Below are 25202 nucleotides of genomic sequence, written 5' to 3'. Positions count from 1 at the left end.
TGGATCCCGATGACCGATTTCATCGTCGCCATTCCCGCCCGCTACGCCGCCTCGCGCCTGCCCGGCAAGCCGCTGCGCCTGCTGGGCGGCACGCCGCTGGTCGTGCACGTCGCGCGTCGTGCACTGGCAGCGGGCGCCCGCGAAGTCTGGGTGGCCACCGACGATGCGCGCATCCGCGACGCATTGCAGGGGACCGAAGTGCGGGTCGCGATGACGTCCGGGCGCCATGCCTCGGGCAGTGATCGCCTGGCCGAGTGCGCGGACATCGCTGGCTGGGCCGACGATGCGCTAGTGGTGAACCTGCAGGGCGATGAGCCGTTCGCACCGCCGGCCGGCATCCGCACCGTCGCCGACACGCTGGCATCCAGTGGCGCGGAGATGGCGACGCTGGCAGCGCCCGTCGACGACGCGGCCACGCTGTTCGATCCCAACGTGGTCAAGCTGGTGCGCGCGGCCAATGGCGACGCGTTGTACTTCAGTCGCGCCCCCATCCCGTGGCACCGCGACGGCTTTGCCCGGTCGCGCGACGTGCTGCCGCCGGGGCAATGGCTGCGGCACATCGGCATCTACGCCTACCGCGCGGGCTTCCTGCGTCGCTTCTCGGCCATGCCGGCGGGTCGGCTGGAACAGATCGAGTCGCTGGAACAGCTGCGGGTGCTGGAAGCGGGGCATCGCATCGCCGTGGCCGTGACGCCTGAACCCTTCCCGCCGGGCGTGGATACGCCGGAGGACCTGGCGCGCGCCGAGGCGGCCCTGCAGGCGCAGGCGTGAAGCTGCTGGTCGTCTGCCTGGGCAACATCTGCCGTTCGCCCATGGCGGAAGGCGCGCTGCGTGCGCGGATCGCTGCGTCGACGTTGGCAGGTCGCGTGCAGGTCGATTCCGCCGGTACCGGCGGTTGGCATGCCGGCGAGCCACCGGATCGCCGCGCCATCGCGTGCGCCCGCGGACACGGCGTGGATATCGGCGAACAGCGGGCGCGGCAATTGTCGGTGGGCGATTTCCACGCGTTCGACTGGATCCTGTGCGCCGATCGCGCCAATCTCCGCGACGTCCTGCGCCTGGCGCCTCCGGGCCGGCGCGATCGCGTGGACCTGCTGCTGGCCTGGGCCGGCATCGAGACGGACGGCGAAGTGCCAGACCCGTATACGGGTGGTCCGGACGATTTCCAGCAGGTCTGGCGACTGGTCGATTCCGCGGCACAGGCGGTCGTGACCCGGCTCGGCGTCCGCTGAGACTGGGGCATAATCGGGAACGATGACGGACATGACCCTGGCTCCCGAACTGCCACGTGGCCTGCAATGGCTGAATGCGCCTACCACCACGCTGCACGAACAGCGGGGGCGCATCGTCGCGCTGGCCTTCGTCAACAGCGCGTCCGCGTGGTGCGCGCAACGGCTCAACGACCTGGCCGTGCTGCAGGCCCGCTATCTGGGACGGCTGCAGGCATTGGCCATCCACGTGCCGCGCTTCGACAGCGAGCGCGATCCGCAGGCCGCCTTGAAACGTCTGCGCCGCCACGGCGTGTCGCTGCCGGTGGCGCACGACGCCGACTGGACAGCCTGGCAGCGCTTCGGCGTGGAGTCGTGGCCGACGGTGCTGCTGATCGATGGCGAAGGCAACGTGCGGCATCGTGCCGTCGGCGTCGAGGGGCTGGCGGAGCTGGAGCGGCAGATCGCGCGCCTGTGCGAAGGTCTCCATGAGCCACCCGACGACGACCTGCGCGCGTTTCGCGAAACCCAGCCGGAACCACGCGCGCCCCTGTGTTTTCCCACCGGGCTGGTCGCCACGCCGGACCGCCTGTTCGTCGCCGACTGCGGCCACCATCGCGTGCTCGAGTGCAACCACCACGGCCGGGTGATCCGGCAGTTCGGTATGGGTACGCCGGATTTCGCCGACGGCGAGTTGAACCATGCGGCCTTCCGCCGCCCACAGGGCCTGGCGCTGGTGCGGGAATCGCTTTACGTCGCCGATACCGGCAACCACGCCCTGCGGCGCATCAACCTGCCGACCAGCACGGTCGACACCCTGTGCGGCAATGGCCGGGCCGGTGAGCCCACCGAGGGCGTGGTCGCCGCGCCGCGCGACCTGGCGCTGAACCAGCCGCAGGCCATCGTCGTCAACAACAACCAGATCTTCCTGGCGATGGCGGGCGACAACCGGGTCTGGAGTTACGACCTGGGTACCCGTGAGATCCGTGCGCGGGCGGGATCGGGGCAACTGGATGTCCGCGACGGCAGCGGGCCGATGGCGGCGTTCGCGCAACCGGCCAGCCTCGCGGCGGTGCTGCAGACCCTGTATGTCTGCGATGCCGTGGGGTCGGCCGTGCGCTCGATGCAGTTGCGGGGCGATACGGTGCAGACGCTGGTCGGGCAGGGCGCCTGGAGCTTCGGCGACGAGGACGGCCCGCGCGATCGCGCGCAATTGCAGCATCCGCAGGCGGTGGCGTTGAGTCCCGACTCGCCGGTCATGTGGATCGCCGACAGCGGCAATGGCACGCTGCGCATGCTGCGCCTCGGTGGCGGCGAACTGAGTACCGTCGCGCTGCCGCGGCGCCTGCAGGGTCCCGCAGGCCTGTCCGTGGCCGCCGGCGCGGTGTGGATCGCCGAGACCGATGCGCATGCGGTGCTGCGCTACGATATCGCCACCGGCGAATTGAGCCACGTTCCGATCGACGAATGAGCGGTAGTCCCCAGGCGGCATTCGACGGCAAGGCCTTCGCGGCCGGGCTGAGCACCGCGCCCGGCGTGTACCGCATGTACGCGGCCGACGATGCCCTGCTGTACGTCGGCAAGGCCGGTGCGCTGCGCCGGCGCGTGGCGAGCTACTTCAGCAATTCGCCCAAGTCGCCGCGCACGCTGTCGATGCTGTCGCAGGTCGCGCGCATGGACGTGACGGTCACCCGCACCGAGGCCGAAGCGCTGCTGCTGGAAAACCAGCTGATCAAGTCGCTGACGCCGCGCTACAACGTGCTGCTGCGCGACGACAAGAGTTATCCCTACGTCCTGCTGACACGCGAGGAATGGCCGCGGATCGCGTTCCACCGTGGCGCCCGCGCCGTGCCCGGACGCTACTTCGGTCCCTATCCCGGCGCCGGCGCCGTGCGCGAAACGCTGAACCTGATGCAGAAACTGTTCCGCATCCGCAACTGCGAGGACAGCGTGTTCCGCAACCGCTCGCGGCCCTGCCTGCAGTACCAGATCGGCCGCTGCAGCGCGCCTTGCGTCGGATTGGTGGAGGAAGCGGATTACACCGAAGCGGTCCGTCGCGCGACCCTGTTCCTGGACGGACGGAGCGACGAGCTGACCCGCGAACTCGGTGCGGCGATGGAGCAGGCCAGCGCGAACCTGGCGTTCGAGCAGGCCGCACGGTTGCGCGACCTGGTGGCCTCGATCCGTACCCTGCAGGCGCGGCAATACGTGGACGGCCACGCCGCCGACCTCGACGTGCTGGCCTGCGCCATGCAGGGCAGCCAGGCCTGCGTGCTGCTGCTCGCCTTCCGCGATGGCCGCAACCTGGGCACGCGCACCTTCTTTCCGAAGACCAACGGCGAGGATTCCGCGGAAGAGGTGCTGGGCGCCTTCGTGTCGCAGTACTACGCCGAACAGCCAGCGCCGCAGGAGATCGTCCTCGACCGCGAGATCCCCGAGGCAGAGCTGATCGAGCACGCGTTGTCGGCCGCGGCGGGCCGCAAGGTGCAGCTGAAATGGAACGTCCGCAGCGAGCGCGCGGGCTATCTCGACCTGGCCCGGCGGAACGCCGAAGTCGCCCTGGTGACCGAACTCGGCAGCCGCAACGCGCAGACCGCGCGCAGCGAAGCGCTGAAGGAACTGCTGGGCCTGCCGGAAGTCGCCAGGCGTATCGAGTGCTTCGACATCAGCCACACGATGGGCGAGGCGACCGTGGCGTCGTGCGTCGTGTTCGACGCCAACGGCGCGGTGCGTTCGCAGTACCGCCGCTACAACATCACGGGCATCACGCCGGGCGACGATTTCGCCGCCATGCACCAGGCCATCGAACGCCGCTTCCGGCGGGCGGTGGAAGAGGGCGGCGTGCTGCCCGACGTGTTGCTGATCGACGGTGGCGCGGGGCAGCTCGCGCAGGCGCAGGCCGCCCTGGCGGACCTGGGCGTGGACGGCGTGATGCTGGTCGGCGTGGCGAAGGGCGTGGAGCGCCGCGCCGGCCATGAGGCGCTGGTCATGCCGGATGGGCGCGAAGTACGCCCGGGCGCGGCGTCGCCGGCCCTGCAGTTGATCCAGCAGGTGCGCGACGAGGCGCACCGGTTCGCCATCACCGGGCATCGCGGCAAGCGCCAGAAGGCGCGCATGACCAGCAAGCTGGAAGACATCCCGGGCATCGGTCCGCGACGGCGCGCCAGCCTGCTCAAGCATTTCGGCGGACTGGCCGGCCTCAAGGCCGCCGGTGCCGACGAGATCGCGCGGGTGGACGGGGTGAACGCCGCACTGGCCGAGCGAATCTACGCTAACCTGCACGGGCTGCCGTCCCCCGAGGCAGGAACCGAGTAAGCGATGACGTTGACCGTTCCCACCTGGCTCACGTTGCTGAGGATCGTGCTGATCCCGGTGCTGGTGCTGGTGTTCTACCTGCCGTATTCGTGGACCAATTTCGCGGCGGCGTTCATCTTCGTGCTGGCGGCGGTGACCGATTGGCTGGACGGCTGGATCGCGCGTCGCTACCACCTCTATTCGGCCTTCGGCGCCTTCCTCGATCCGGTCGCGGACAAGCTGATGGTGGCCGTGTCGCTGTTCCTGATCGTGCAGGACAACCCGACCATGTGGATGGCGATCTGGGCGGCCGTCATCGTCGGCCGCGAGATCGCGGTGTCCGCGTTGCGCGAATGGATGGCGGAACTGGGACAGCGTGCGACGGTGAAGGTGGCCTCGCTGGGCAAGATCAAGACCATCGTGCAGATGGTGGCGCTCTCATGCCTGCTGTACGCATCCACGCCGGGCGCGCAGTCGCTGGACGACATCTGGATGGGGCGTTGGGTCTTCGTGCTGGGCGACTGGCTGCTTGCGATCGCGGCCCTGCTGACGCTGTGGTCGGGCATCCAGTACCTGCTTGCGGCATGGCCCATCCTGCGTGATGGCGAGAAGAAGCCTGTTGACATGCCGAAACAAGACGCTACAATTTCGACCTTCTCGACGCGGGAATAGCTCAGTTGGTAGAGCACGACCTTGCCAAGGTCGGGGTCGAGGGTTCGAGTCCCTTTTCCCGCTCCAGATTTCGTCCTGAAAGGGACGGTTCACCCAAACCCCGTTCGCGGGGTTTTGTGTTGTAGGGCGCCTTGAAAAAGCACCCTGATTGCGCCAGTCTGGCGCGGTCGCCATCGGCCTGGTGGCAGAGTGGTTATGCAGCGGACTGCAAATCCGCGTACGCCGGTTCAATTCCGACCCAGGCCTCCAGACTCGAGGGACCGCAATGGTCTCTTACGCGGGAATAGCTCAGTTGGTAGAGCACGACCTTGCCAAGGTCGGGGTCGAGGGTTCGAGTCCCTTTTCCCGCTCCATACACGCTCCTCGACGAGCACGCACGAAGCCCCGCACGCGGGGCTTCGTCGTTCCTAGACATCGGTGGCTGCCGCTTTCCAACACGGCGTGACTGAGGCAGGCTATCCACGGGCCCGGATGGCGAAACTGGTAGACGCATCGGACTTAAAATCCGCCGGCCGCGAGGCCATGCCGGTTCGATTCCGGCTCCGGGCACCACCGTGGCGCTGCTGCCTCAGCGCTGCCGCTTCCTCTCTTCCTCGCGCACCTTGCGACGCACGAACAGCGCCACGAAGACGCCGATCCCCACCATGACGATGCTGCCGCCGATGGCCAGCCAGCCCACGGGTTCCATCAGGATTTCTTGCAGGATCGGATGCATGTCGTGTTCTCCCCGGTTGTGGTGGCGCCAACGTCGCATCACGCGTACCCACGGGCATTGATCCGGATCAACCGTGCGGTGCCGGTCGCATCGGCACTGCGGCCTGTGGTCGCAGCGCATGGCATAGAATCGGGGCTGGCCCACGGGAGACTGCCGGATGCAGCGTTACCTCGCCTATGCCCTCAGCATCGTGCTGCTGCTCGCATCGCTGATGCTGGCGTTCACCTGGCCTGCCGCGTGGTGGGGCATCGCCGTCTTCGGCGCGTTGGCATTGCTGGGCACCTGGGACGTGCTGCAAACCCGCAGCACGCTGCGCCGCAACTATCCCGTGCTTGCGCATTTCCGCTACGGGCTGGAGTCCGTGGGTCCCGAGATCCGCCAGTACTTCATCGAAGGCGACACGGCCGAAGTGCCGTTCTCGCGGCAGCAGCGGGCATTGGTCTACCAGCGCGCCAAAGGTGTCAGCGACGTGGTGCCGTTCGGCAGCCAGCAGGATGTCTATGGCGTGGACTACGAGTGGATCAACCATTCGATGGCGCCCGCGAGCGTGGATTCGCACGACTTCCGCGTGGTGATCGGTGCGGAGACGGCGCAGCCGTACTCGGCTAGCGTGTTCAATATTTCGGCGATGAGCTTCGGCTCGCTGTCGGCGAACGCCGTGCGCGCGCTGAACGAAGGCGCGCGACGCGGCAACTTCTACCACGACACTGGCGAGGGTTCGATTTCGCCGTACCACCGCGAAAAGGGTGGGGACCTGGTGTGGGAAATCGGGTCCGGCTACTTCGGGTGCCGCGACGAGCGGGGCCGTTTCGACGAAGCGCGTTTTGTCGAGAACGCGCACTCGCCGCAGGTGAAGATGATCGAACTGAAGCTGTCGCAGGGCGCCAAGCCGGGTCACGGCGGCGTGTTGCCGGCTGCCAAGGTCAGCGCGGAGATCTCTGCCACGCGTGGTGTGCCGATGGGGCACGACTGCGTGTCGCCGGCGAAACATTCGGCGTTCTCCACGCCCGTCGAACTGCTGCAGTTCATCGCCCGTCTGCGGGAGCTGTCCGGCGGCAAGCCGACCGGGTTCAAGCTGGCGATCGGGCATCCGTGGGAATGGTTCGGCATCGCCAAGGCCATGCACGAGACCGGCCTGCTGCCGGACTTCATCGTGGTGGACGGCGCCGAGGGAGGCACCGGTGCCGCGCCCGCGGAGTTCATCGACCATGTCGGCGTGCCGATGCATGAGGCGCTGCTGCTGGTCCATAACACGCTGGTGGGCCTGAACCTGCGCGATCGCATCCGGATCGGCGCGGCCGGCAGGATCATCAGCGGATTCGACATCGCGCGCACGATGGCGATGGGCGCGGACTGGTGCAACGCCGCGCGCGGGTTCATGTTCGCGCTGGGCTGCATCCAGGCGCAGAGCTGCCACAACGATCGCTGCCCGACCGGCGTCGCCACCCAGGATCCGAAGCGCTGGAAGCACCTCGACGTGGCCGACAAATCGGTACGCGTCCAGCAGTTCCACGACAACACGCTGAAGGCGTTGCGCGACATGCTGTGCGCGGCGGGGCTTGAACATCCGCAGCAACTGGGTCCGGAGCACATCCTGCGGCGGGTGTCGCCGATCGAGGTGCGTTCGCTGGCCGCGCTGTACAAGTTCCTGGAACCCGGCGAGTTGCTGGACCGGGTGCCGTCGCATGCGGTGTTCCGCGACTTCTGGCCGGACGCGCGCAGCGACGCTTTCGCGCCGCCGCGCCGGGTCAGTGCGCTGTGCGACACCAAGGACCGTTGACCGGTGCATGCGTTGACCGCCCCCCCGGTCCGCGCTTATCATTCGCGCCCCGATGATTTCGGGCGGTTAGCTCAGCGGTAGAGCACTGCTTTCACACGGCAGGGGTCACAAGTTCGAAACTTGTACCGCCCACCAGTTCCAGCGAAAAGCCCGGCCTTGGCCGGGCTTTTTCGTATCCGAGACCTGCGTGCGCCGGCCGGCCTGCAGGGCGGCTTGGCCCATCGTCCGCCGTGTCGCGCCGAAGGATGCATAAGTGCTTGTTTCTCCGGCTGAAACGGTCGGTTTGGCGCCCCCGTTGTGGTACACTCGGCGTGCTGCAGAACCCGTCGGAATCCCCGCCTGTCACTGCCTCGCCGGCCCACGCTGGCTAGGCCCGTTTTGGCTTGGATTCCGGCCCGAGACAACCTGAGAAACACGGAACCCGAATGGCCGATACCGCCAAGGAAATCATCCCCGTCAACCTCGAAGACGAGATGCGACGCAGCTATCTCGATTACGCGATGAGCGTGATCGTGGGGCGCGCGCTTCCGGATGTCCGCGATGGCCTGAAGCCCGTCCACCGGCGCGTCCTGTTCGCGATGAACGAACTGGGCAACCATGCCAACAAGCCGCACGTGAAGTCCGCCCGCATCGTCGGCGACGTGATCGGTAAATACCACCCGCACGGCGACCAGTCGGTCTACGACACGCTGGTGCGCATGGCGCAGCCGTTCTCGCTGCGCTACATGCTGGTCGATGGCCAGGGCAACTTCGGTTCGGTCGACGGCGACTCCGCCGCCGCCATGCGTTACACCGAAGCCCGCATGGCCAAGCTCACCCATGAGCTGCTGGCGGACATCGACAAGGAAACCGTCGACTTCCAGCCCAACTACGATGAGAAGGAACAGGAGCCGACGGTCCTGCCGACGCGCTTCCCGAACCTGCTGGTCAACGGTTCGGCCGGCATCGCGGTGGGCATGGCCACCAACATCCCGCCGCACAACCTGTCGGAAGTGGTCAACGGCCTGATCGCGCTGATCGACAATCCCGAACTGGATGTCGATGGCCTGATGCAGTACATCCCCGGCCCGGATTTCCCCACCGGCGGCATCATCAACGGCACCGCCGGCATCATCGCCGGCTACCGCACCGGCCGCGGCCGCGTGCGCATGCGCGCCAAGGCCGACATCGAGGTCAACGACGACAACGGCCGCGAGTCGATCATCGTCACCGAGATCCCGTACCAGGTGAACAAGGCGCGGCTGATCGAGAAGATCGCCGAGCTGGTGAAGGAAAAGAAGCTCGAGGGCATCAGCGAGCTGCGCGACGAGTCCGACAAGGACGGCATGCGCATCTACATCGAGGTCAAGCGCGGCGAATCGGCCGAGGTCGTCCTCAACAACCTGTACCTGCAGACACCGATGGAATCGGTGTTCGGCATCAACATGGTCGCGCTGGTCGATGGCCGCCCGCAGCTGCTCAACCTGAAGCAGATGCTGGAAGCCTTCGTGCGCCACCGCCGCGAAGTGGTGACCCGCCGGACCATCTTCGAGCTGCGCAAGGCGCGCAACCGCGCCCACATCCTGGAAGGCCTGACGGTCGCGCTCGCCAACATCGACGAGATGATCGAGCTGATCAAGACGTCGGCCAACCCGCAGGAAGCGCGCGAGCGCATGCTCGCCAAGACCTGGGAGCCGGGCCTGGTCGGTTCGCTGCTCGCCGCGGCCGGCGCGGAAGCCTCGCGTCCTGAAGACCTGCCTGCCGCGATCGGTTTTGTCGACGGCCGCTACCAGCTCAGCGAGGCGCAGGCCACGCAGATCCTGGAAATGCGCCTGCACCGCCTGACCGGCCTGGAGCAGGAAAAGCTGACCGAGGAATACCGCCAGCTGCTGGAGGTGATCGCCGGCCTGATCCGCATCCTCGAGAATCCGGACGTGCTGTTGCAGGTGATCCGCGACGAGTTGCTGAACGTCAAGGCCGAGTTCGGCGACGAGCGCCGCAGCGAGATCCGTCACAGCGAGGAAGACCTCGACATCCTGGACCTGATCGCGCCGGAAGACATGGTGGTCACGCTGTCGCACGCCGGTTACGCCAAGCGCCAGCCGGCCAGCGCCTACCGCGCGCAGAAGCGCGGCGGCCGTGGCCGCAGCGCGGCAGCGACGAAGGAAGAGGATTTCATCGACCAGCTGTGGCTGGTCAACACGCACGACACGCTGCTGACCTTCACCAGCAGCGGCAAGGTGTTCTGGCTGCCGGTGTACCAGCTGCCTGAGGCCGGCTCCAATGCGCGCGGCCGCCCGATCATCAACTGGATCCCGCTGGAAGCCGGCGAGAAGGTGCAAGCCGTCGTCCCGGTGCGTGCGTACGAGGAAGGCCGCTACGTCTTCTTTGCCACCAGGCACGGCACGGTCAAGAAGACCCCGCTCACCGAGTTCGCGTTCAAGCTGGCGCGCGGCAAGATCGCGATCAACCTGGACGAAGGCGATGCCCTGGTTGGCGTGGCCCTGACCGATGGTGAGCGCGATGTCATGCTGTTCGCCTCCAACGGCCGCGCCGTGCGCTTCTCCGAGGCGTTGGTGCGCGCGATGGGCCGTACCGCCACCGGCGTGCGCGGCATGCGCCTGGTCGCAGGCGCGGATGCGGAAGCCGAAGGCGAGCAGGACGAAGGCGAGTCCGGCGATACCGACAGCGTGCCGTCGATCCCGGAAGCGGGTTCCGAGGTGGTCAGTCTGGTCGTGGTCGATGGCGACGGCGACATCCTGACCGCCAGCGAGCGCGGCTACGGCAAGCGCACCCCGGTGGCCGATTACCCCCGCAAGGGCCGCGGCACCCGTGGCGTGATCGCGCTGAAGACCACCGAACGCAACGGCCGCCTGGTCGGTGCCATCCAGCTGTCCGACCACCACGAGGTCCTGCTGATCTCCGATGGCGGCACGCTGGTGCGTACCCGTGCGGCGGAGATTTCGCAGGTCGGCCGCAACACCCAGGGCGTCACCCTGATCCGCCTGTCCGATGGCGAGACGCTGCAGGCAGTGGAACGCCTGGATGCCTCGCTGGACGAAGAGGATGTCATCGAGGGCGAGGCCACCGTCGTGACCACGGCGCCGGAAGCCACCGGCGCACCGCCGGAAGCCTGATCGTCGATTCGCGTGAACGTGTGCGGGGTCTGACCCCGCCACGTTCGTTCCTGCGTTCTATACTGCCGGTACGACCACGGCAGGGAATGGCACATGGGATCGGCAAGTCGCAACACCCCGAACGCGCGCAATCGCTGGATGCGCGCGTTTTTTATTGGCCTGATCGCAGCGACGGCGCTCGCCGGCTGCAAGCGCAACGAGTCCGGGCAACTGCCCGAAGCCAGCGGCGATCCCATCAAGGCGCAGGCCGCCAAGGTGGACGGGTTCGCCCTGGTCGGTGCCTATCCAGACCAGCATGACGGCGACCTCACCATCGCGCTGGAGTTCAGCCGTCCGCTGGTGAGTTCGCAGGACTTCGACACGCTGCTGGTGGTGAAGGACGCCAACGGCGCGGCGGTGAAGGGCAGCTGGGTGCTGGACGACAAGGGCCTGGTGCTGCGCTTCCCGTCGGTGGAAGCCGCCAAGGACTACGAGGTCACGCTGAAGGCCGGACTGTCCGCCGCCGACGGCACGCGCCTGGGCAAGGACGACACGCACAAGGTGCACACCGGCGAACTCGACCCCGCGGTCGGCTTCGCGTCGCAGGGCAGCGTGCTGCCGGCGCGCGAGAGCCGCGGCCTGCCGGTGGTGTCGATCAACGTGCCGGAAGTGGATGTGGAGTTCCTCCGCGTCACCGAGAAGCAGCTACCCAAGTTCTTCGCCGAGTACCAGCGTGGCGGCCGCCGCGGCAGCTGGGACCTGGACAGCGAGTACGGCGACAGCACGCCGCTGGGCAAGCTGGCCGAACCGGTCTACCTCAATCGCTTCGTGCTGGGTGGCAAGCCGAACGAGCGCATGCTGACCTACCTGCCGATCCAGGACATCCGCGAACTGCAGGATCCCGGACTGTACTTCGCGGTGATGAAGCCCACCGGCAAGTTCGCCGGTGAGTTCGAGACCGCGTTCTTCACCGTCAGCGACATCGGCCTGCACACGCGCGCGTACAAGGACAAGCTGTTCGTCCACACCGCCTCGCTGCAGGACGGCTCCGCCACCGGCAGCGTGGAGCTGAAGGTGCTCGACGCGCGCGGCGAAGCCGTCCTGACCGGCAAGACCGACGGCAACGGCAACGCGCTGCTGAACTACACGCTGGACGCCGGGCACGTGCTGGTCGCCACGCGCGGCAAGGACGTGTCGATGCTGCCGTTCAACCAGCCGGCGCTCGACCTGTCCGAGTTTGCCGTCGCCGGTCGCGAGCAGGCCTGGTTCGACGTATTCGCGTGGTCCGGTCGTGACCTCTATCGCCCCGGTGAAACGGTGCGCATCTCCGCGCTGCTGCGCGACAACGACGGCAAGCCGGTGCCGGCGCCCAAGCAGGGTGGCGGGCAGCCGGTCTTCCTGCGCCTGAAGCAGCCCGACGGCAAGGTGTTCCGCGAGACGCGCCTCGAGGCGGGCGCGCAGGGGTATTTCAGATTCGAGCAGACGATCCCGGTGGAGGCGCCCACCGGGCGCTGGCAGGTGGAGTTCCGCACCGATCCAGCCAGCAAGGAAGTGGTACAGGGCATGACGCTGCGCATCGAGGAGTTCCTGCCCGAGCGCATGAAGCTGGACCTGGACGCCGCACCGGTACTGAAGCCGGGCCAGCCGCTCAAGCTCAAGGCGACTGCGGCCTACCTTTACGGCGCGCCTGCCAGCGGCAACCGCTTCACCGCCAAGCTGGCGGTGGCGGTGGAACAGCATCCGCTGGAGCAACTGCCTGGCTATTTCTTCGGCGATCCCACCATGGAGCTGCCGAAGGAGGCGAAGGACGTCATCGACACCACGCTGGCCGACGATGGCGTGCTGGAAGAAGACATCGCGCTGCCTGCGGAAGCCAAGCCGCGCAGCCCGATCGCCGCCATCGTGTCCGGCAGCGTCTACGAGACCGGCGGCCGCACGGTGAACCGCACGCTCAAGCGCGTGCTGTGGCCGGCCGATGCGCTGGTCGGCATCCGTCCGCTGTTCGACGACAAGGACGGTGCCGATGCCAACGCGAACGCCGGCTTCGAGATCGTGCGCATGGATGCTGCCGGCAAGCCGCAGCCCGGCAAGGGGCTGAAGGCCACGCTGGTGCGCGAACTGCGCGACTACCACTGGAACCATTCGGACGATGGCGGCTGGGACTACGACTTCACCCGCCGCTTCGAGAACAAGGACACGCGTACGCTGGACGTCGGCGCCAACGCGTCGAAGATCGACTTCCCGGTGGAGTGGGGCGAGTACCGGCTGGACGTGTTCGATCCGGCCACCGGCCTGACCACGCGCTATCCGTTCCGTGCCGGCTGGAGCTGGGACGACCAGAACCGCGGGCTGGACGCGCGCCCCGACAAGGTCAAGCTGGCGCTGGATAAAACCGGCTACAAGGCGGGCGACACGCTGAAGGTCACCGTCACCCCGCCGCATGCCGGCAAGGGCCTGCTGATGGTCGAGAGCGACCGCATGCTGTACGTGCAGGCGATCGACGCCAAGCCGGGCAGCACGTTCTCGATTCCGGTGACCAAGGACTGGGAGCGCCACGACGTCTACGTCACCGCGCTGGTGTTCCGCGGCGGTTCGGCGCCGAGCAAGATCACGCCGGCGCGCGCCGTCGGCGTCGCGCACGTGCCGATGGACCGCCGCGACCGTCGCGTCGCCGTCGGTCTGTCGGTGCCCAAGCAGATGCGCCCCGAGCAGGAGCTACCAGTCACCGTCAGCGTGCCCGAGTTGGCGGGCCAGACCGCGCACGTCACCGTATCGGCAGTGGACGTCGGCATCCTCAACATCACCCGCTTCCCGGTACCAGACGCCAACGCGCAGTTCTTCGCGCAACGCCGGCTGGGCGTGGACGCGTACGACATCTACGGCCGCGTGATCGAAAGCTTCGAAGGCGGCAGCGCCAAGATGCGCTTCGGTGGCGACATGGCGTTGGCCGCGTTGCCTCAGGCGAAGCGGCCGACCTCGCGCGTGCAGACGGTGGACCTGTTCTCCGGTCCGGTGCAGCTGGACGGCAAGGGCAACGCGCGCGTGGCGCTGAAGGTGCCGGACTTCAACGGCACCCTGCGTGTCTCCGCGCTGGTCTATTCGGATACGCGCTATGGCAACCGCGACCGCGAAACCGTCGTGCGTGCGCCGATCGTGGCCGAAGCCAGCCTGCCGCGCGTGCTGGCGCCGGGCGACAAGAGCACGGTGACGCTGGACGTGCAGAACTTCACCGGCAAGGCCGGTGCCTTCAAGGTGCTGGTGAACGGTGAAGGTCCGCTCGCCATCGGCGAAGGCAGCAAGAGCGCCGACCTGTCGGTCGACGCCAAGCGCACGCTGACCTTCCCGGTCACGGCGGGTGAGGGTTACACCACCGCGCAGGTGCGCGTACGCGTCGAGGGCAACGGCTTCAAGGTCGATCGTCGCTACGACGTGCCGGTGCGTGCGGGTTGGCCGGCCGTGTTGCGTTCGCGCACGCAGGTGCTGGACAGCCTGGTGCCGGTGGACATGGGCGCCGGTTTCGCCGATGGGCTGATGCCCGGTTCGGTGACCGCCCGCATGACGGTCAGCGCGCTGCCGCCGATTCCGTTCGCCAGTGCGCTGAAGGGCGCGTTGGAGTATCCGTACGGTTGTGCCGAGCAGACCACCAGCAAAGGCTACGCCGCGCTGGAACTGGACGACGCCACGGCCAAGCTGCTCGGCATCGACGGACTGGAAGTGAAGAAGCGCCGCGAGCGCATGGAGGGCGCGTTCGGGCGACTGGCGTCGATGCAGGTGGCGAACGGCCACTTCTCGATGTGGGGCAACGACGACTACGTCAACCCGGGCCTGACGCCCTACATCGCGGAGTTCCTGCTGGATGCGCGCGAGGGCGGTTTCGCGGTGCCGGATGCCGTGCTGCAGAAGGCGCTCACGCGCCTCAACGAGGACCTGCTGGCCGGCGGTGCGCAGTTCTACGGCTACGACCGACGCGACCACCTCAAGTTCGCCAACCAGGCCTATGCCGGTTACGTGCTCGCCCGTGTCAACCGTGCGCCACTGGGTACGCTGCGCGCGCTGTACGACAACGAACGCGGCAAGACCCTGACCGGCCTGCCGCTGGTGCACCTCGGCATCGCGCTGTCGCTGCAGGGCGACAAGGCGCGCGGCGCGAAGGCGATCGCCGAAGGCTTCGAGAAGACCGGCGATCGTCCCGAATACCTGGGCGATTACGGCACCCGGTTGCGCGACGACGCGCTAATGATCGCGCTGGTGCACGAGCGCAAGCTGGCCAAGCCGGAGTACGACCGCCGTGCGATCTCGCTGGGTCGCGAACTGGATGCCCGCCGCAACAGTGGCTGGATGTGGCTGAGCACGCAGGAGCAGGTGGCGCTGGCGCGGCTGGGCAAGGCGCTGATGGTCGACCAGAAGAAGCTGGTGTCCGGGCAGTGGAGTATTGGCGGCGACGCCGAAGCCGTCGCGCCGGTGCGCCTGTTCGGCCGCAGCGTCGACCACGCCGCGCTGGCGCGTGGCCTGCGTTTCACACCGGAAGGCTCGCCGCCCTTGTACGCCTCGCTGGACGTGGCCGGTATTCCGCGCAGCGCGCCGGCGCCGGACGACCGCCAGATCGGCATCGAACGCCGCTACTACACGACCGACGGACAGGAATGGAAGGGCGGCACGCTGAAGGAAGGCGAGGCGCTGATCGTGCGCGTCGGCATCACCGCCAACGTCGCGATTCCGGACGCGCTGTTCACCGACCTGCTGCCGGCTGGCCTGGAGATCGAGAACTTCAACCTGGGCGATGCCAAGCAGTGGGCGGAAGTCGTGGTCGATGGCATCTCAATCAGCGACCGTGGCAGCGCGGCGGACGTCAAGCACGAGGAGTTCCGCGACGACCGTTACGTGGCTGCGCTGAAACTGGATCGCCGCAATACCGCCAAGCTGTTCTACCTGGTCCGCGCGGTAACGCCGGGCACGTACACCGTGCCGCCCTCGCTGGTGGAGGACATGTACCGTCCGGACATCCGCGGTGTCGGCAGGGCGTCGCCGGCGACGATCACGGTGGTACAGCCATGACGCGTCCCTCCTCCCCGCGCGCGGGGAGGAGGGCAACATCGTAGGGTGCCGTGGGAGCGACGTGAGTCGCGACGGATTGCCGGTAACGCTTCATCGCGACTCACGTCGCTCCCACGGCTACATGCAGTGCTGCAATCCTTCATGCAAAAGCGACGTTTCTCCGGACTGTTGACCTGGCTGCGCTGGGCCACCGTCGTCGTGCTCGTGGCGTTGCTGATCCTCGATCTCGCCTTCCCACCCCCGTTGCCGAAAACCCGCGACACCAGCACGCTGGTGGTCGCGCGCGACGGCACGCCGCTGCGCGCCTTCGCCGACCGCGATGGCGTGTGGCGTTATCCCGCGACGCCCGACACCGTATCGCCGCTCTACCTGCAGGCATTGCTGACCTACGAAGACCGCTGGTTCTGGAAACATCCCGGCGTCAATCCGTGGGCGCTGGTACGCGCCGCCGGCCAGTTCGTCCGCCATGGACGCGTGGTGTCCGGTGGCTCCACGCTGACCATGCAGGTCGCGCGCATGCTGGACCGCCATTCGCGCACGCCCTGGGGCAAGGCCAAGCAGATGCTGCGCGCGGTGCAGTTGGAAGCGCACCTGTCCAAGCGGCAGATCCTGACGCTCTACCTGGAGCGCGCGCCGTTCGGCGGCACCATCGAAGGCGTGGATGCCGCCAGCTGGGCCTACCTCGGCAAGCCGGCTGCGCGGTTGTCGCATGCCGAGGCCGCACTGCTGGCGGTGTTGCCGCAATCGCCCAGCCGGCTGCGCCCCGACCGTCAGCCGGATGCGGCGCGCGCGGCCCGCGACAAGGTGCTGCAGCGCATGGCCGATCTCGGCGTCTGGTCAAAGGCCGACGTCGAAGACGCACGCATCGAACCCGTCGTGGCGCGCAGCCTGCAGGCACCCTTGAGCGCCGCGCTGCTGGCCGAACGCCTTCGCCGCCAGCAACCGCGTGCATCTCGCATCGCGTCGACAATCGACGCCAGCCTGCAACGCACGCTGGAGGAGCGCGTGCAAAGTTACTTCTCGACATTGCCCGCACGCACATCGGCCGCGCTGCTGGTGGTCGACAACGCCACCATGGAAGCGCGCGCCTACGTCGGTTCGGTCGCGTTCGGCGATCGCGAGCGCCTGGGCCACGTCGACATGGTGCAGGCATGGCGCTCGCCCGGCTCGACCCTGAAGCCGTTCCTGTACGGGTTGGCGCTCGATGACGGCCTGATCCATTCCGAGAGCCTGTTGATCGACGCGCCGCAGTCGTTCGGGGGTTACCGGCCGGGCAATTTCGATGCGGCGTTCAACGGCCCGGTCAGCGCGGCCGATGCGCTGCGCCTGTCGCTCAACGTGCCGGCGGTGGACCTGCTGGACCGCGTCGGCGCGGCGCGTTTCTCCGCGCGGCTGGCGAACAACGGCCTGGTGCTGCGTTATCCGCGTGGCGCGCAGCCGAACCTGTCGCTGATCCTGGGCGGCACCGGCGCGCGGCTGGAAGACCTGGTGGGTGCCTACGCGGGGTTGAACCGTGGCGGACTGTCAGGCCGCGTGCGCTACACCACGCAGGATCCGGCATCGGACCGTCGCCTGCTGTCGCCCGGGGCGGCGTGGATCATCCGCGAGGTACTGGAGGCGCATCCGCGTCCGGGGTATGGCACGGGCGTGCTCGATACCGGCAACCGGCCGCGTGTCGCCTGGAAGACCGGCACCAGCTACGGCTTCCGCGATGCGTGGGCGCTCGGCAGCACGCGACGCTATACGGTCGGTGTGTGGGTGGGTCGCCCCGATGGCACCCCATTGCCCGGCCAGTACGGCGCAGTCACCGCGCTGCCGCTGATGTTCGAAGTGATCGACAGCCTGCCGCGCGCGCAAGGCGATGCGGGGCCGGTCCCGCCGCCTGTCGGCGTGGCGGAGCAGGCGATCTGCTGCCCACTGGGAACGTTGGCGGAGGCCGAGCCGCCTGTGCTTTGCCAGCGCAAACGCGATGCGTGGACGCTGGGCGGCAACGTGCCACCGACATTCGCCGAACGCGACGCTCGCTTGTGGAACGCCGGCCGCGAGCGTTTCGAGATGGATGCGCGGACCGGCCTGCGTCTGTCGGGGGAGTGCGCGCAGGCGCATGAGGCGCGCAGTACGGAGATCGCTCGCTGGCCGGCATTGGCATCGCCCTGGTTGCCGCAGCGGGAACGGGCGGCATCGCGCCTGCCGCCGCTGTCACCGGATTGCCAGCCCGACGGACGCGATGCCGCCGAGGAACTGCGCATCGACGGACTCAACGATCTCGCCACGCTGGCCCGCGCACCCGGCAGCGAGCACGGCGTGCGCCTGCAACTGCGCGCGTTGGGTACCGATACGCGCGTGCAGTGGCTGCTGGACGGACGCTGGATCGCGGAAACGCGGGGCGCGCAGGCGTTCCAGCAGGATTTCACCGAAGCGGGCGACCACCAGCTCACCGCGCTCGCTGACAGCGGCGCGTGGGCAAGAGTCCGATTCAAGGTGTTGCGCTGACGATCAGCGGTAGTGGGCGAGGAATTCGCTGAGGGACGTGGCGTCCGGCACCAGCAGGTTCATCAGTGCGCCGGCCACCAGCAGGGATAGCGTCGCGGCGAGGAACGGCTTTACCGTGTGCCGCAACGTGGTCGAAAGCCAGTCGGCGTCGACGGCTGGACGTCTCATGCGTCGGTAGAGACCGGCCGACAGGGCCGCGTCCAGTGCGAGTTCCGCCAGCAGCGCGGGGGCGATCCAGATCACCCAGAACACCGCGAGCAGCGCGCCGCCCAGCACCACCAGCACCAGGACGACGGGCAGCGACTCGTCGGCGTCGAGGGAGTCGTCCAGCGACGGCAGTTCGACCGGGGGCGACATCGGATCGAGTGCGGCGAACGATGCCGGCGTCGCCGGGGCATCGAAGGATGCACTGGCGCCGCCACCGCCGGAACCACCACCTGCTCCCTGCCAATCGCTCTTTCCAGATGCCGATGACGGCGACGCACCGCCGCCATCAGGCAGGCTCAGATCCCATTCGCGATGGCGGCGCCAGACCCAGACCAGGCCGAGAAATGCGCCGTAGGCGATCAGCACGCACACCGGATATCGCAGCCAGAGCGCTTCCATGCCGATCGCGGACAGCATCACCGAGGCGAGAAAGCCGCTAGCCGCGGTCAGCAGCACCAGCAAGCTCATCTGCAGCCGCGGCAGGCTGACCCGTGCCGCGACCAGGGACCTCAATGCGTCGTGCGATCCGTCGCAACGCCGCATGCCTCAGCCCAGCTGTTCCAGCATGTGCTCCGCACCCGAGACCTTGTACTCGCCCGGCGCTTCCACAAACACGTGCTTCACCACGCCATCTTCCGCGTACAGCGCGAAGCGCTTGGCGCGCACGCCCATGCCGTAGGCGCTGGCGTCCATTTCCAGGCCGAGCGCCTTGGCGAGGTCGGCGTTGCCGTCGGCCAGCATCTGCAGCCCGTCCGGCACGTGCTGGGTCTTGCCCCAGGCCTGCATCACGAAGGGGTCGTTGACCGACACGCAGAAGACCTCGATGCCCCGGCTGCGGAAGTCGTCGAAGTGCTGCACGTAGCTGGGCAGGTGCTTCTCGGAGCAGGTGGGGGTGAAGGCCCCCGGCACGGCGAACAGCACCGCCTTGCGGCCGTCGAACAGGGCGGCGGTATCGACCGTCTCGACGCCTTCGCGGATGCGCTTGAGGGTCACTTCCGGGATGCGCTCGCCAATCTGGATGCTCATGGGACTGCCTTGTGTGGGGGGAACTCCGGCCAGTGTAGCGTGCCGCCGTCATGCGCCCGTGACTGCCGGTGTCGACGCCGACTGCGGTCCCGGCGATTAGAATGGCGGCATCGCGCGCGCCGGTGCGCAGCGCCCCCGACGGCGGAGATCGCATGCAGTTCAAGGATTACTACGCGGTGCTGGGCGTGGAGCCCACGGCCGGCGATGCGGAGATCAAGACGGCGTACCGCCGGCTGGCCCGCAAGTACCACCCGGACGTCAGCAAGGAGCCGGGCGCCGAGGACCAGTTCAAGGCCGTCAACGAAGCCTACGAAGCCTTGCGCGATCCGCAGAAGCGCGCGGCCTACGACCAGTTGCGGGCGCAGGGGTACCGGCCGGGCGAAGAGTTCAGGCCTCCGCCGGATTTCGGGCGTGGCGGACCCGGCTCCCAGGAATTCGACTACGAGGAGATCTTCGGCGGCGCGGGAGGCGGCAGCGGCGGGTTCAGCGACTTCTTCGAGGGCCTGTTCGGCCGTCGCGCGCGTGCCGAGCAGGGTGCGCCACGCGGGCCGCAGCCGTCGCGCGATTCCCGTGCCAAGTTCGCCGTTCCGCTGCAGGCGGTGCACGACGGGGGCAGCGTGCGGGTGAACGTCAACGGCCGGCAGCTGGACGTGAAGGTGCCGAAGGGCGTCAAGCCGGGCCAGGTGATCCGCCTGGCCGGGCAGGGTGCGCAGGGCGGCAATCTCTTGCTGGAAGTGGAGTACGCGCCGCACCCGCAGTTCGAGGTGGACGGCCGCAACATCATCCACGTGCTGGCGTTGACGCCGTGGCAGGCCGCACTGGGCGCCACCCTCAGCGTCCCGACGCTGGGCGGTGCGGTGGAGCTGAAGATTCCTGCCGATTCGGATTCTGGCCGCAAGTTGCGGCTGCGCGGGCGTGGCCTGCCGGGCACGCCGCCAGGCGACCAGATCGTCGAACTGGAAGTCACGGCGCCGCGCGCGGAGACCGATGCGCAGCGCGAGGCCTACACCGCACTCGGCAAGGCCTTCGACGCCTGAGGCCTGCCTTGCCGGGAGCGGTGTGGCGATATTTTCGCCACCCATCTTGACACCCCGGCGGCACAAGGCCGCCCGAGGGTTATCCACAGTTTCATGCAGGTGTCATCCACACGAGGTGTGGAAAACCTGCGGCGCCATCCGGCGGAAGCCTGTCCCCGAAAGCACCACGCCACCCGAAGGTGGCGTGGTGGATTGCGTACGACCGGCGTGTAGCGGACTCAGCGCGTCTGCTTGCCCGCCGGTGCCGCGCTCGCCGGAGCGGTCAGGCCACGCTTCTCCAGCAGCGGCTCGATCTTCGGGTCGTGGCCGGCGAAGTCGCGGAACAGCTTCATCGCGTCCTGGCTGCCGCCCTGCGACAGCAGCGTCCTGCGGAAGTGGTCGCCGTTCTCGCGCTTCAGGCCACCATTCTGCTTGAACCACTCCACACTGTTGGCGTCCAGCACTTCCGACCAGATGTAGGCGTAGTAGCCGGCCGAGTAGCCGCCCATGATGTGGCTGAAGTAGGGCGTCCTGTAGCGCGGCGGCACCGGTGCGTAGTTGATGCCGTCGGCAGCCAGCGCGGCGGCTTCGAACTTCATCACGCCGTCGGCGGCGGGCACCTGGTCGGCGGTGATCTGGTGCCAGCGCTGGTCCAGCATGGCGGCGCCCAGGTACTCGGTGGTCTTGAAGCCTTCGTTGAACTTCGACGCAGCGATCACCTTGTCCAGCAGTGCCTGCGGCAGCGGCTCGCCGGTCTTGTGGTGCTTGGCGTAGTTGGCCAGGATCGACGGCCAGTCGGCCCACATCTCGTTGACCTGCGACGGGTATTCCACGAAGTCGCGCGGCACGCTGGTGCCGCTGAAGTAGGGGTACTCCACGTCGGAGAACATGCCGTGCAGCGCATGGCCGAACTCATGGAACGTGGTGGTCACTTCGTCCCACGTCATCAGCGTCGGCTCGCCGGTCGGCGGCTTGGGCACGTTGAGATGGTTGGCGACGACCGGCTTGTCGCCGGTGAGGCCCGACTGCGACACGTACGAATTCATCCAGGCGCCACCACGCTTGGAGTCGCGCGCGTAGGGGTCGAAGATGAAGATGGCCAGCTGCGAACCGTCGGCGTTGAACACGTCGTAGGTCCAGGTGTCGGCGTGGTACTTCGGCAGGTCGGTGCGTTCCTTGAACGTCAGGCCGTACAACTGGGTGGCGGCGTAGAACACGCCGTTCTCCAGCACGTTCTTCATTTCGAAGTACGGCTTGAGCTGCGATTCGTCGAAGTTGTACTTCGCCGCGCGCACCTTCTCGGTGTAGAACGCCCAGTCCCACGGTTCCAGTTGGAACGTCGGCTGGCCCTTGGCCTTCTGCTCCTGATCGATCATCGCCTGCAGGTCGGCGGCCTCGCGCTTGGCGTTGGCCACGGCGGCCGGCGCCAGCTTGCCGAGCATCGCGTTGACGGCTTCCGGCGTGCGCGCGGTCTGGTCTTCCAGGCCGTAGGCGGCGTGGTTCGGGTAGCCCAGCAACTTCGCGCGGTCGGCGCGCAGCTTCATGATGCGTGAGACCAGTGCGGTGGTGTCGAACTCGCCGCCGCGGCTGCCGCGCGTGACCGAGGCTTCATGCAGGCGCTGGCGCAGCGCGCGGTCGGTCAATTGCGATTCCGGCGGCTGGCCGGTGGTGTTGAGCAGGGTCAGCACGTACTTGCCTTCGTGGCCGCGCTTCTTGGCGACTTCGGCAGCGGTGGCGATCTGGCCCGGGGTGAAGCCATCGAGCTGCTTCACGTCGTCGACGACGACGGCCGAGGCGTTGACTTCCTTCAGCACGAAGTCGCTGAACTGGGTACCCAGCGAAGCCAGTTCGGCATTCATCGTCTTCAGCGTCGCCTTGTCGGCGTCGTTGAGGTTGGCGCCGGAGCGCACGAAGCTGGTGTGGTAGCGCTCGATCAGGCGCACGCCCTGCGCGTCCAGGCCCAGGTCGTTGCGCTTGTCGAACAGCGTCTTGATGCGGGCGAACAGCTTGGGATTCAGGCTGATGGCGTCGCCGTGCGCGGCGAACTTCGCGGAGTAGTCGGCACGCAGCTTGTTGCGCGCGTCGTTGGTGTCGGTGCCGACCAGGTTGAAGAACACCGTGGTGGCGCGGTCCAGCACCTGGCCGGACTTCTCCAGCGCGATGATGGTGTTGTCGAAGGTCGGTGCGGCCTGGTTGTTGGCGATCGCCTCGACTTCCTTCAGCTGCTCGGCCATGCCGGCGTCGAAGGCGGGAGCGAAATCGCTGTCCTTGATCTTGTCGAACTGCGGATAGTGCAGCGGCAGCGGGCTTTCGGCGAAGAAGGGATTGGCGGCCTGGGCCGTCTGGGTGGCCGGTGTGGCGGCCTGGCTGTAGGCGGGCATGGCGAGTCCGAGGGTCGCGGCAAGCGCGATGGCGAGGCGGGTGGTCATGAGGCGCTACGTCCTTACAAAGGTGGATTCCCAAGGGTAACCCACGGGAGAAAGGCCGGACCCATGACGAAAGGCATGGGCGGCGGGGTACGGCAGCGCCCCCAGGCTGCGGCAGAATGGCGCTTTCGCCCTCATCGGAGAGTCCTGTGAAGCCTGTCCTTGCCTTCTGCTGCGCGTTGTTGCTGGCGCCCTCGGCGCTGGCCGCCGAAACATTGAAATACGTCGCGCTGGTGGATGGCGGCAAGCAAGCCGGCGAGCAGACGGTCACTACAGGCGACGATGGCACCACGCGCGTCGACTTCATCTTCAAGGACAACGGACGCGGGCCGGAACTGAAGGAGGAATTCCGGCTGCGCGCGGATGGCACCTACGAGCGCTACCAGGTCAAGGGCACGTCGACGTTCGGCGCGCCGGTGGACGAGACCTTCACGCGCGACGGCGACACCGGAACCTGGAAGAGCACCTCCGACAGCGGTACGCACGCCTTCACCGGCACCGCGCTGTACACGCCGCTGGGCGGCACGCCGGCGGCGATGTCGGTGGCGCTGGCGGCACTGGCCAGGCAGCCCGATGGCAAGTTGCCACTGGTCCCGAGCGGCACGCTGACGCAGCACACGGTCGCGTCGATGGACGTCACCCACGACAAGAAGGTGCAGACCGTCGACCTGGTGGCGCTGACCGGGATCGGCTTCACGCCCAGCTTCGTCTGGGTGACGCGCGGCGCCGAGCCGCGCCTGTTCGCCTACATCTATCCGGGTTTCCTGCAACTGATCGAGGATGGCTGGCAGGGCAGTGCCAATGCGCTGGAAGCGCGCCAGAAGACCGCCGAGCGCGAAGCGCTGGTCGCGTTGCAGCGGCGCCTGGCGCATCCGTTGCCGGGCACCACGCTGATCCGCAACGCACGCGTGTTCGACAGCGAGAAGGCCGTGCTGGGTGCGGCCTCGGATGTCATGGTGCGCGATGGCAGGATCCTGTCCGTTTCGCCGATCGGCCAGTCGAAGGTCGCGGCCGACAACGTGGTCGACGCGGGCAACCGCGTCCTGCTGCCGGGCCTGTACGACATGCACGTGCACGCCGGCAGCTGGGAAGGCGGGCTGCACCTGGCTGCGGGCGTCACCAGCGCGCGCGACATGGGCAACGACAACGCCACGCTGCAGCAGCTGATGGTGGAAGAACAGGACGGTACGCTGATGCACCCGCGGGTGATTCCCGCCGGCTACATCGAAGGGCAGAGTCAGCATTCCTCGCAGGGCGGCTTCGTGGTGAAGGACCTGGCCGGCGCGAAGCAGGCGATCGACTGGTACGTCGAGCACGGTTATCCGCAGATCAAGATCTACAACTCCTTCCCCAGGGAAATCCTGCGCGACACTACCGCCTACGCCCACCAGCGTGGCATCCGCGTCAGCGGCCACGTGCCGGCGTTCCTGCGTGCGCAGGACGTGGTGGAGCAGGGCTACGACGAAATCCAGCACATCAACCAGGTGATGCTGAACTTCTTCGTCACTCCGGAGACCGACACGCGCACGCTCGCACGCTTCTACCTCGTCGCCGACAAGACGGACGGACTCGACTTCGACAGCAAGCCGGTACAGGACTTCATCGCATTGCTGGCGAAGAAGCAGATCGTCATCGATCCGACGCTGGCGACGTTCGAGTTCATCCATCAGCGCGAAGGCCAGCTTTCGCCGATCGTCGCCGACGTCGCGGACCATTTGCCGCCGGACGTGCAGCGCGGCCGCCGCGCGGCGGAGATGGACATCCCCGACGATGTCACCGGCGCGCGCTACACGCGCAGCTTCGACAAGCTGGTCGAGTTCACCGGTCGCCTGTACCGTGCCGGCGTGCCGCTGGTGGCGGGCACCGACGAGTTGCCGGGCTTTACCCTGCAACGGGAGCTGGAACTGTATGTGCAGGCGGGGCTGACACCGTCGCAGGCCTTGCAGGTGGCCACCTGGAATGGCGCGAAATACAGCCGTACGCTGGATGACGCCGGTTCCATCGTCCCCGGCAAGCGCGCGGACCTGGTGCTGGTCGACGGCGATCCGACCGCCAACATCACCGACATCCGCAAGCTGGCGCTGGTCATCAAGGATGGTCGGGCGTATTACCCGGCGGAGATCCACGAAGCGCTGGGCATCGTGCCATTCGCGCCGGCCATCAAGGTGCAGCCGGCGCGGTGAGCTTGCTGTTGTAGGAGCGACGTCAGTCGCGA

15 protein-coding genes and 5 tRNA genes are annotated in these 25202 nt (G+C 67.7%); 16 read left to right on the top strand and 4 right to left on the bottom strand.

The genetic code is table 11. From position 1 onward, the window contains the following. Nucleotides 1–9 precede the first annotated feature (9 nt). From kdsB to V7060_RS15230, 9 genes are all read left to right on the top strand, one after another. Nucleotides 10–771, top strand: coding sequence for a 3-deoxy-manno-octulosonate cytidylyltransferase (gene kdsB / locus V7060_RS15270; protein WP_334180101.1), 762 nt, complete (start codon nucleotides 10–12; stop codon nucleotides 769–771). Continuing rightward, entirely contained in the window at nucleotides 768–1232 is a 465-nt protein-coding gene (locus V7060_RS15265; RefSeq protein ID WP_334180100.1) for a low molecular weight protein-tyrosine-phosphatase, read from the top strand. Before kdsB ends, V7060_RS15265 begins: the two co-directional genes overlap by 4 nt. Nucleotides 1233–1263: 31 nt before the next feature. Next, a complete protein-coding gene (locus V7060_RS15260; protein ID WP_334180099.1) occupies nucleotides 1264–2679 on the top strand; it encodes a hypothetical protein in 1416 nt (471 codons plus the stop codon). Next, nucleotides 2676–4523, top strand: a complete 1848-nt coding sequence (gene uvrC, locus V7060_RS15255) for an excinuclease ABC subunit UvrC (RefSeq protein WP_334180098.1) — start codon at nucleotides 2676–2678, stop codon at nucleotides 4521–4523. The genes V7060_RS15260 and uvrC overlap by 4 nt, the downstream gene beginning before the upstream one ends. Nucleotides 4524–4526: 3 nt before the next feature. Continuing rightward, a complete protein-coding gene (gene pgsA / locus V7060_RS15250; RefSeq protein WP_334180097.1) occupies nucleotides 4527–5174 on the top strand; it encodes a CDP-diacylglycerol--glycerol-3-phosphate 3-phosphatidyltransferase in 648 nt (215 codons plus the stop codon). After that, nucleotides 5165–5240: transfer RNA gene (locus V7060_RS15245), tRNA-Gly, on the top strand. The genes pgsA and V7060_RS15245 overlap by 10 nt, the downstream gene beginning before the upstream one ends. A gap of 109 nt (nucleotides 5241–5349) precedes the next feature. Beyond that, nucleotides 5350–5423: transfer RNA gene (locus tag V7060_RS15240), tRNA-Cys, on the top strand. A 28-nt stretch (nucleotides 5424–5451) separates the two neighbouring features. Next, nucleotides 5452–5527 (top strand) — tRNA-Gly (locus tag V7060_RS15235). A gap of 112 nt (nucleotides 5528–5639) precedes the next feature. Further along, a tRNA-Leu gene (locus V7060_RS15230) sits at nucleotides 5640–5726 on the top strand. A gap of 16 nt (nucleotides 5727–5742) precedes the next feature. Here V7060_RS15230 and V7060_RS15225 read toward each other — a convergent pair. Further along, nucleotides 5743–5889 carry a DUF3149 domain-containing protein gene (locus V7060_RS15225; RefSeq protein WP_334180096.1) on the bottom strand — a complete coding sequence of 49 codons (147 nt, stop codon included), beginning with the start codon at nucleotides 5887–5889 and terminating at the stop codon, nucleotides 5743–5745. A gap of 157 nt (nucleotides 5890–6046) precedes the next feature. On the opposite strand from V7060_RS15225, the gene V7060_RS15220 reads away from it, so the two are divergent. The 5 genes from V7060_RS15220 to pbpC all read left to right on the top strand — a co-directional run bounded on the left by V7060_RS15220 (nucleotide 6047) and on the right by pbpC (nucleotide 18312). Continuing rightward, nucleotides 6047–7669 carry an FMN-binding glutamate synthase family protein gene (locus V7060_RS15220; RefSeq protein WP_334180095.1) on the top strand — a complete coding sequence of 541 codons (1623 nt, stop codon included), beginning with the start codon at nucleotides 6047–6049 and terminating at the stop codon, nucleotides 7667–7669. 60 nt (nucleotides 7670–7729) lie between these two features. Beyond that, a tRNA-Val gene (locus V7060_RS15215) sits at nucleotides 7730–7804 on the top strand. A gap of 290 nt (nucleotides 7805–8094) precedes the next feature. Then, nucleotides 8095–10785: a DNA gyrase subunit A gene (gyrA, locus tag V7060_RS15210; RefSeq protein ID WP_334180094.1), complete on the top strand. Its 2691-nt coding sequence runs from the start codon at nucleotides 8095–8097 to the stop codon at nucleotides 10783–10785. Between the two features lie 138 nt (nucleotides 10786–10923). Next, nucleotides 10924–15819: an alpha-2-macroglobulin gene (locus V7060_RS15205; protein WP_334180110.1), complete on the top strand. Its 4896-nt coding sequence runs from the start codon at nucleotides 10924–10926 to the stop codon at nucleotides 15817–15819. 141 nt (nucleotides 15820–15960) lie between these two features. Then, nucleotides 15961–18312 (top strand): penicillin-binding protein 1C, encoded by a 2352-nt coding sequence (pbpC, locus tag V7060_RS15200; protein WP_334180093.1) that lies wholly within the window; start codon nucleotides 15961–15963, stop codon nucleotides 18310–18312. A 3-nt stretch (nucleotides 18313–18315) separates the two neighbouring features. Here pbpC and V7060_RS15195 read toward each other — a convergent pair whose 3' ends face one another. Beyond that, nucleotides 18316–19032: a hypothetical protein gene (locus V7060_RS15195; protein ID WP_334180092.1), complete on the bottom strand. Its 717-nt coding sequence runs from the start codon at nucleotides 19030–19032 to the stop codon at nucleotides 18316–18318. Between the two features lie 33 nt (nucleotides 19033–19065). Further along, nucleotides 19066–19545, bottom strand: a complete 480-nt coding sequence (locus tag V7060_RS15190) for a peroxiredoxin (protein ID WP_334180091.1) — start codon at nucleotides 19543–19545, stop codon at nucleotides 19066–19068. Between the two features lie 152 nt (nucleotides 19546–19697). Between V7060_RS15190 and V7060_RS15185 the strand changes: the two genes are divergently transcribed. Continuing rightward, complete coding sequence (locus tag V7060_RS15185) at nucleotides 19698–20582, top strand: DnaJ C-terminal domain-containing protein (RefSeq protein WP_334180090.1); 885 nt, start codon at nucleotides 19698–19700, stop codon at nucleotides 20580–20582. Nucleotides 20583–20800: 218 nt separating this feature from the next. Here V7060_RS15185 and V7060_RS15180 read toward each other — a convergent pair whose 3' ends face one another. Further along, a complete protein-coding gene (locus V7060_RS15180) occupies nucleotides 20801–22990 on the bottom strand; it encodes a M3 family metallopeptidase (RefSeq protein ID WP_334180089.1) in 2190 nt (729 codons plus the stop codon). A 146-nt stretch (nucleotides 22991–23136) separates the two neighbouring features. Between V7060_RS15180 and V7060_RS15175 the strand changes: the two genes are divergently transcribed. Then, on the top strand, nucleotides 23137–25170 hold the full coding sequence (locus V7060_RS15175; protein ID WP_334180088.1) for an amidohydrolase family protein: 2034 nt from the start codon (nucleotides 23137–23139) through the stop codon (nucleotides 25168–25170). The last annotated feature ends 32 nt before the right edge of the window (nucleotides 25171–25202 follow it).

The organism is Pseudoxanthomonas sp., from assembly GCF_036845285.1.
Classification (GTDB): domain Bacteria; phylum Pseudomonadota; class Gammaproteobacteria; order Xanthomonadales; family Xanthomonadaceae; genus Pseudoxanthomonas_A.
The sequence above is the reverse complement of the archived record's forward strand: the minus strand, read 5'-3'. Positions and strand labels throughout refer to the sequence as shown.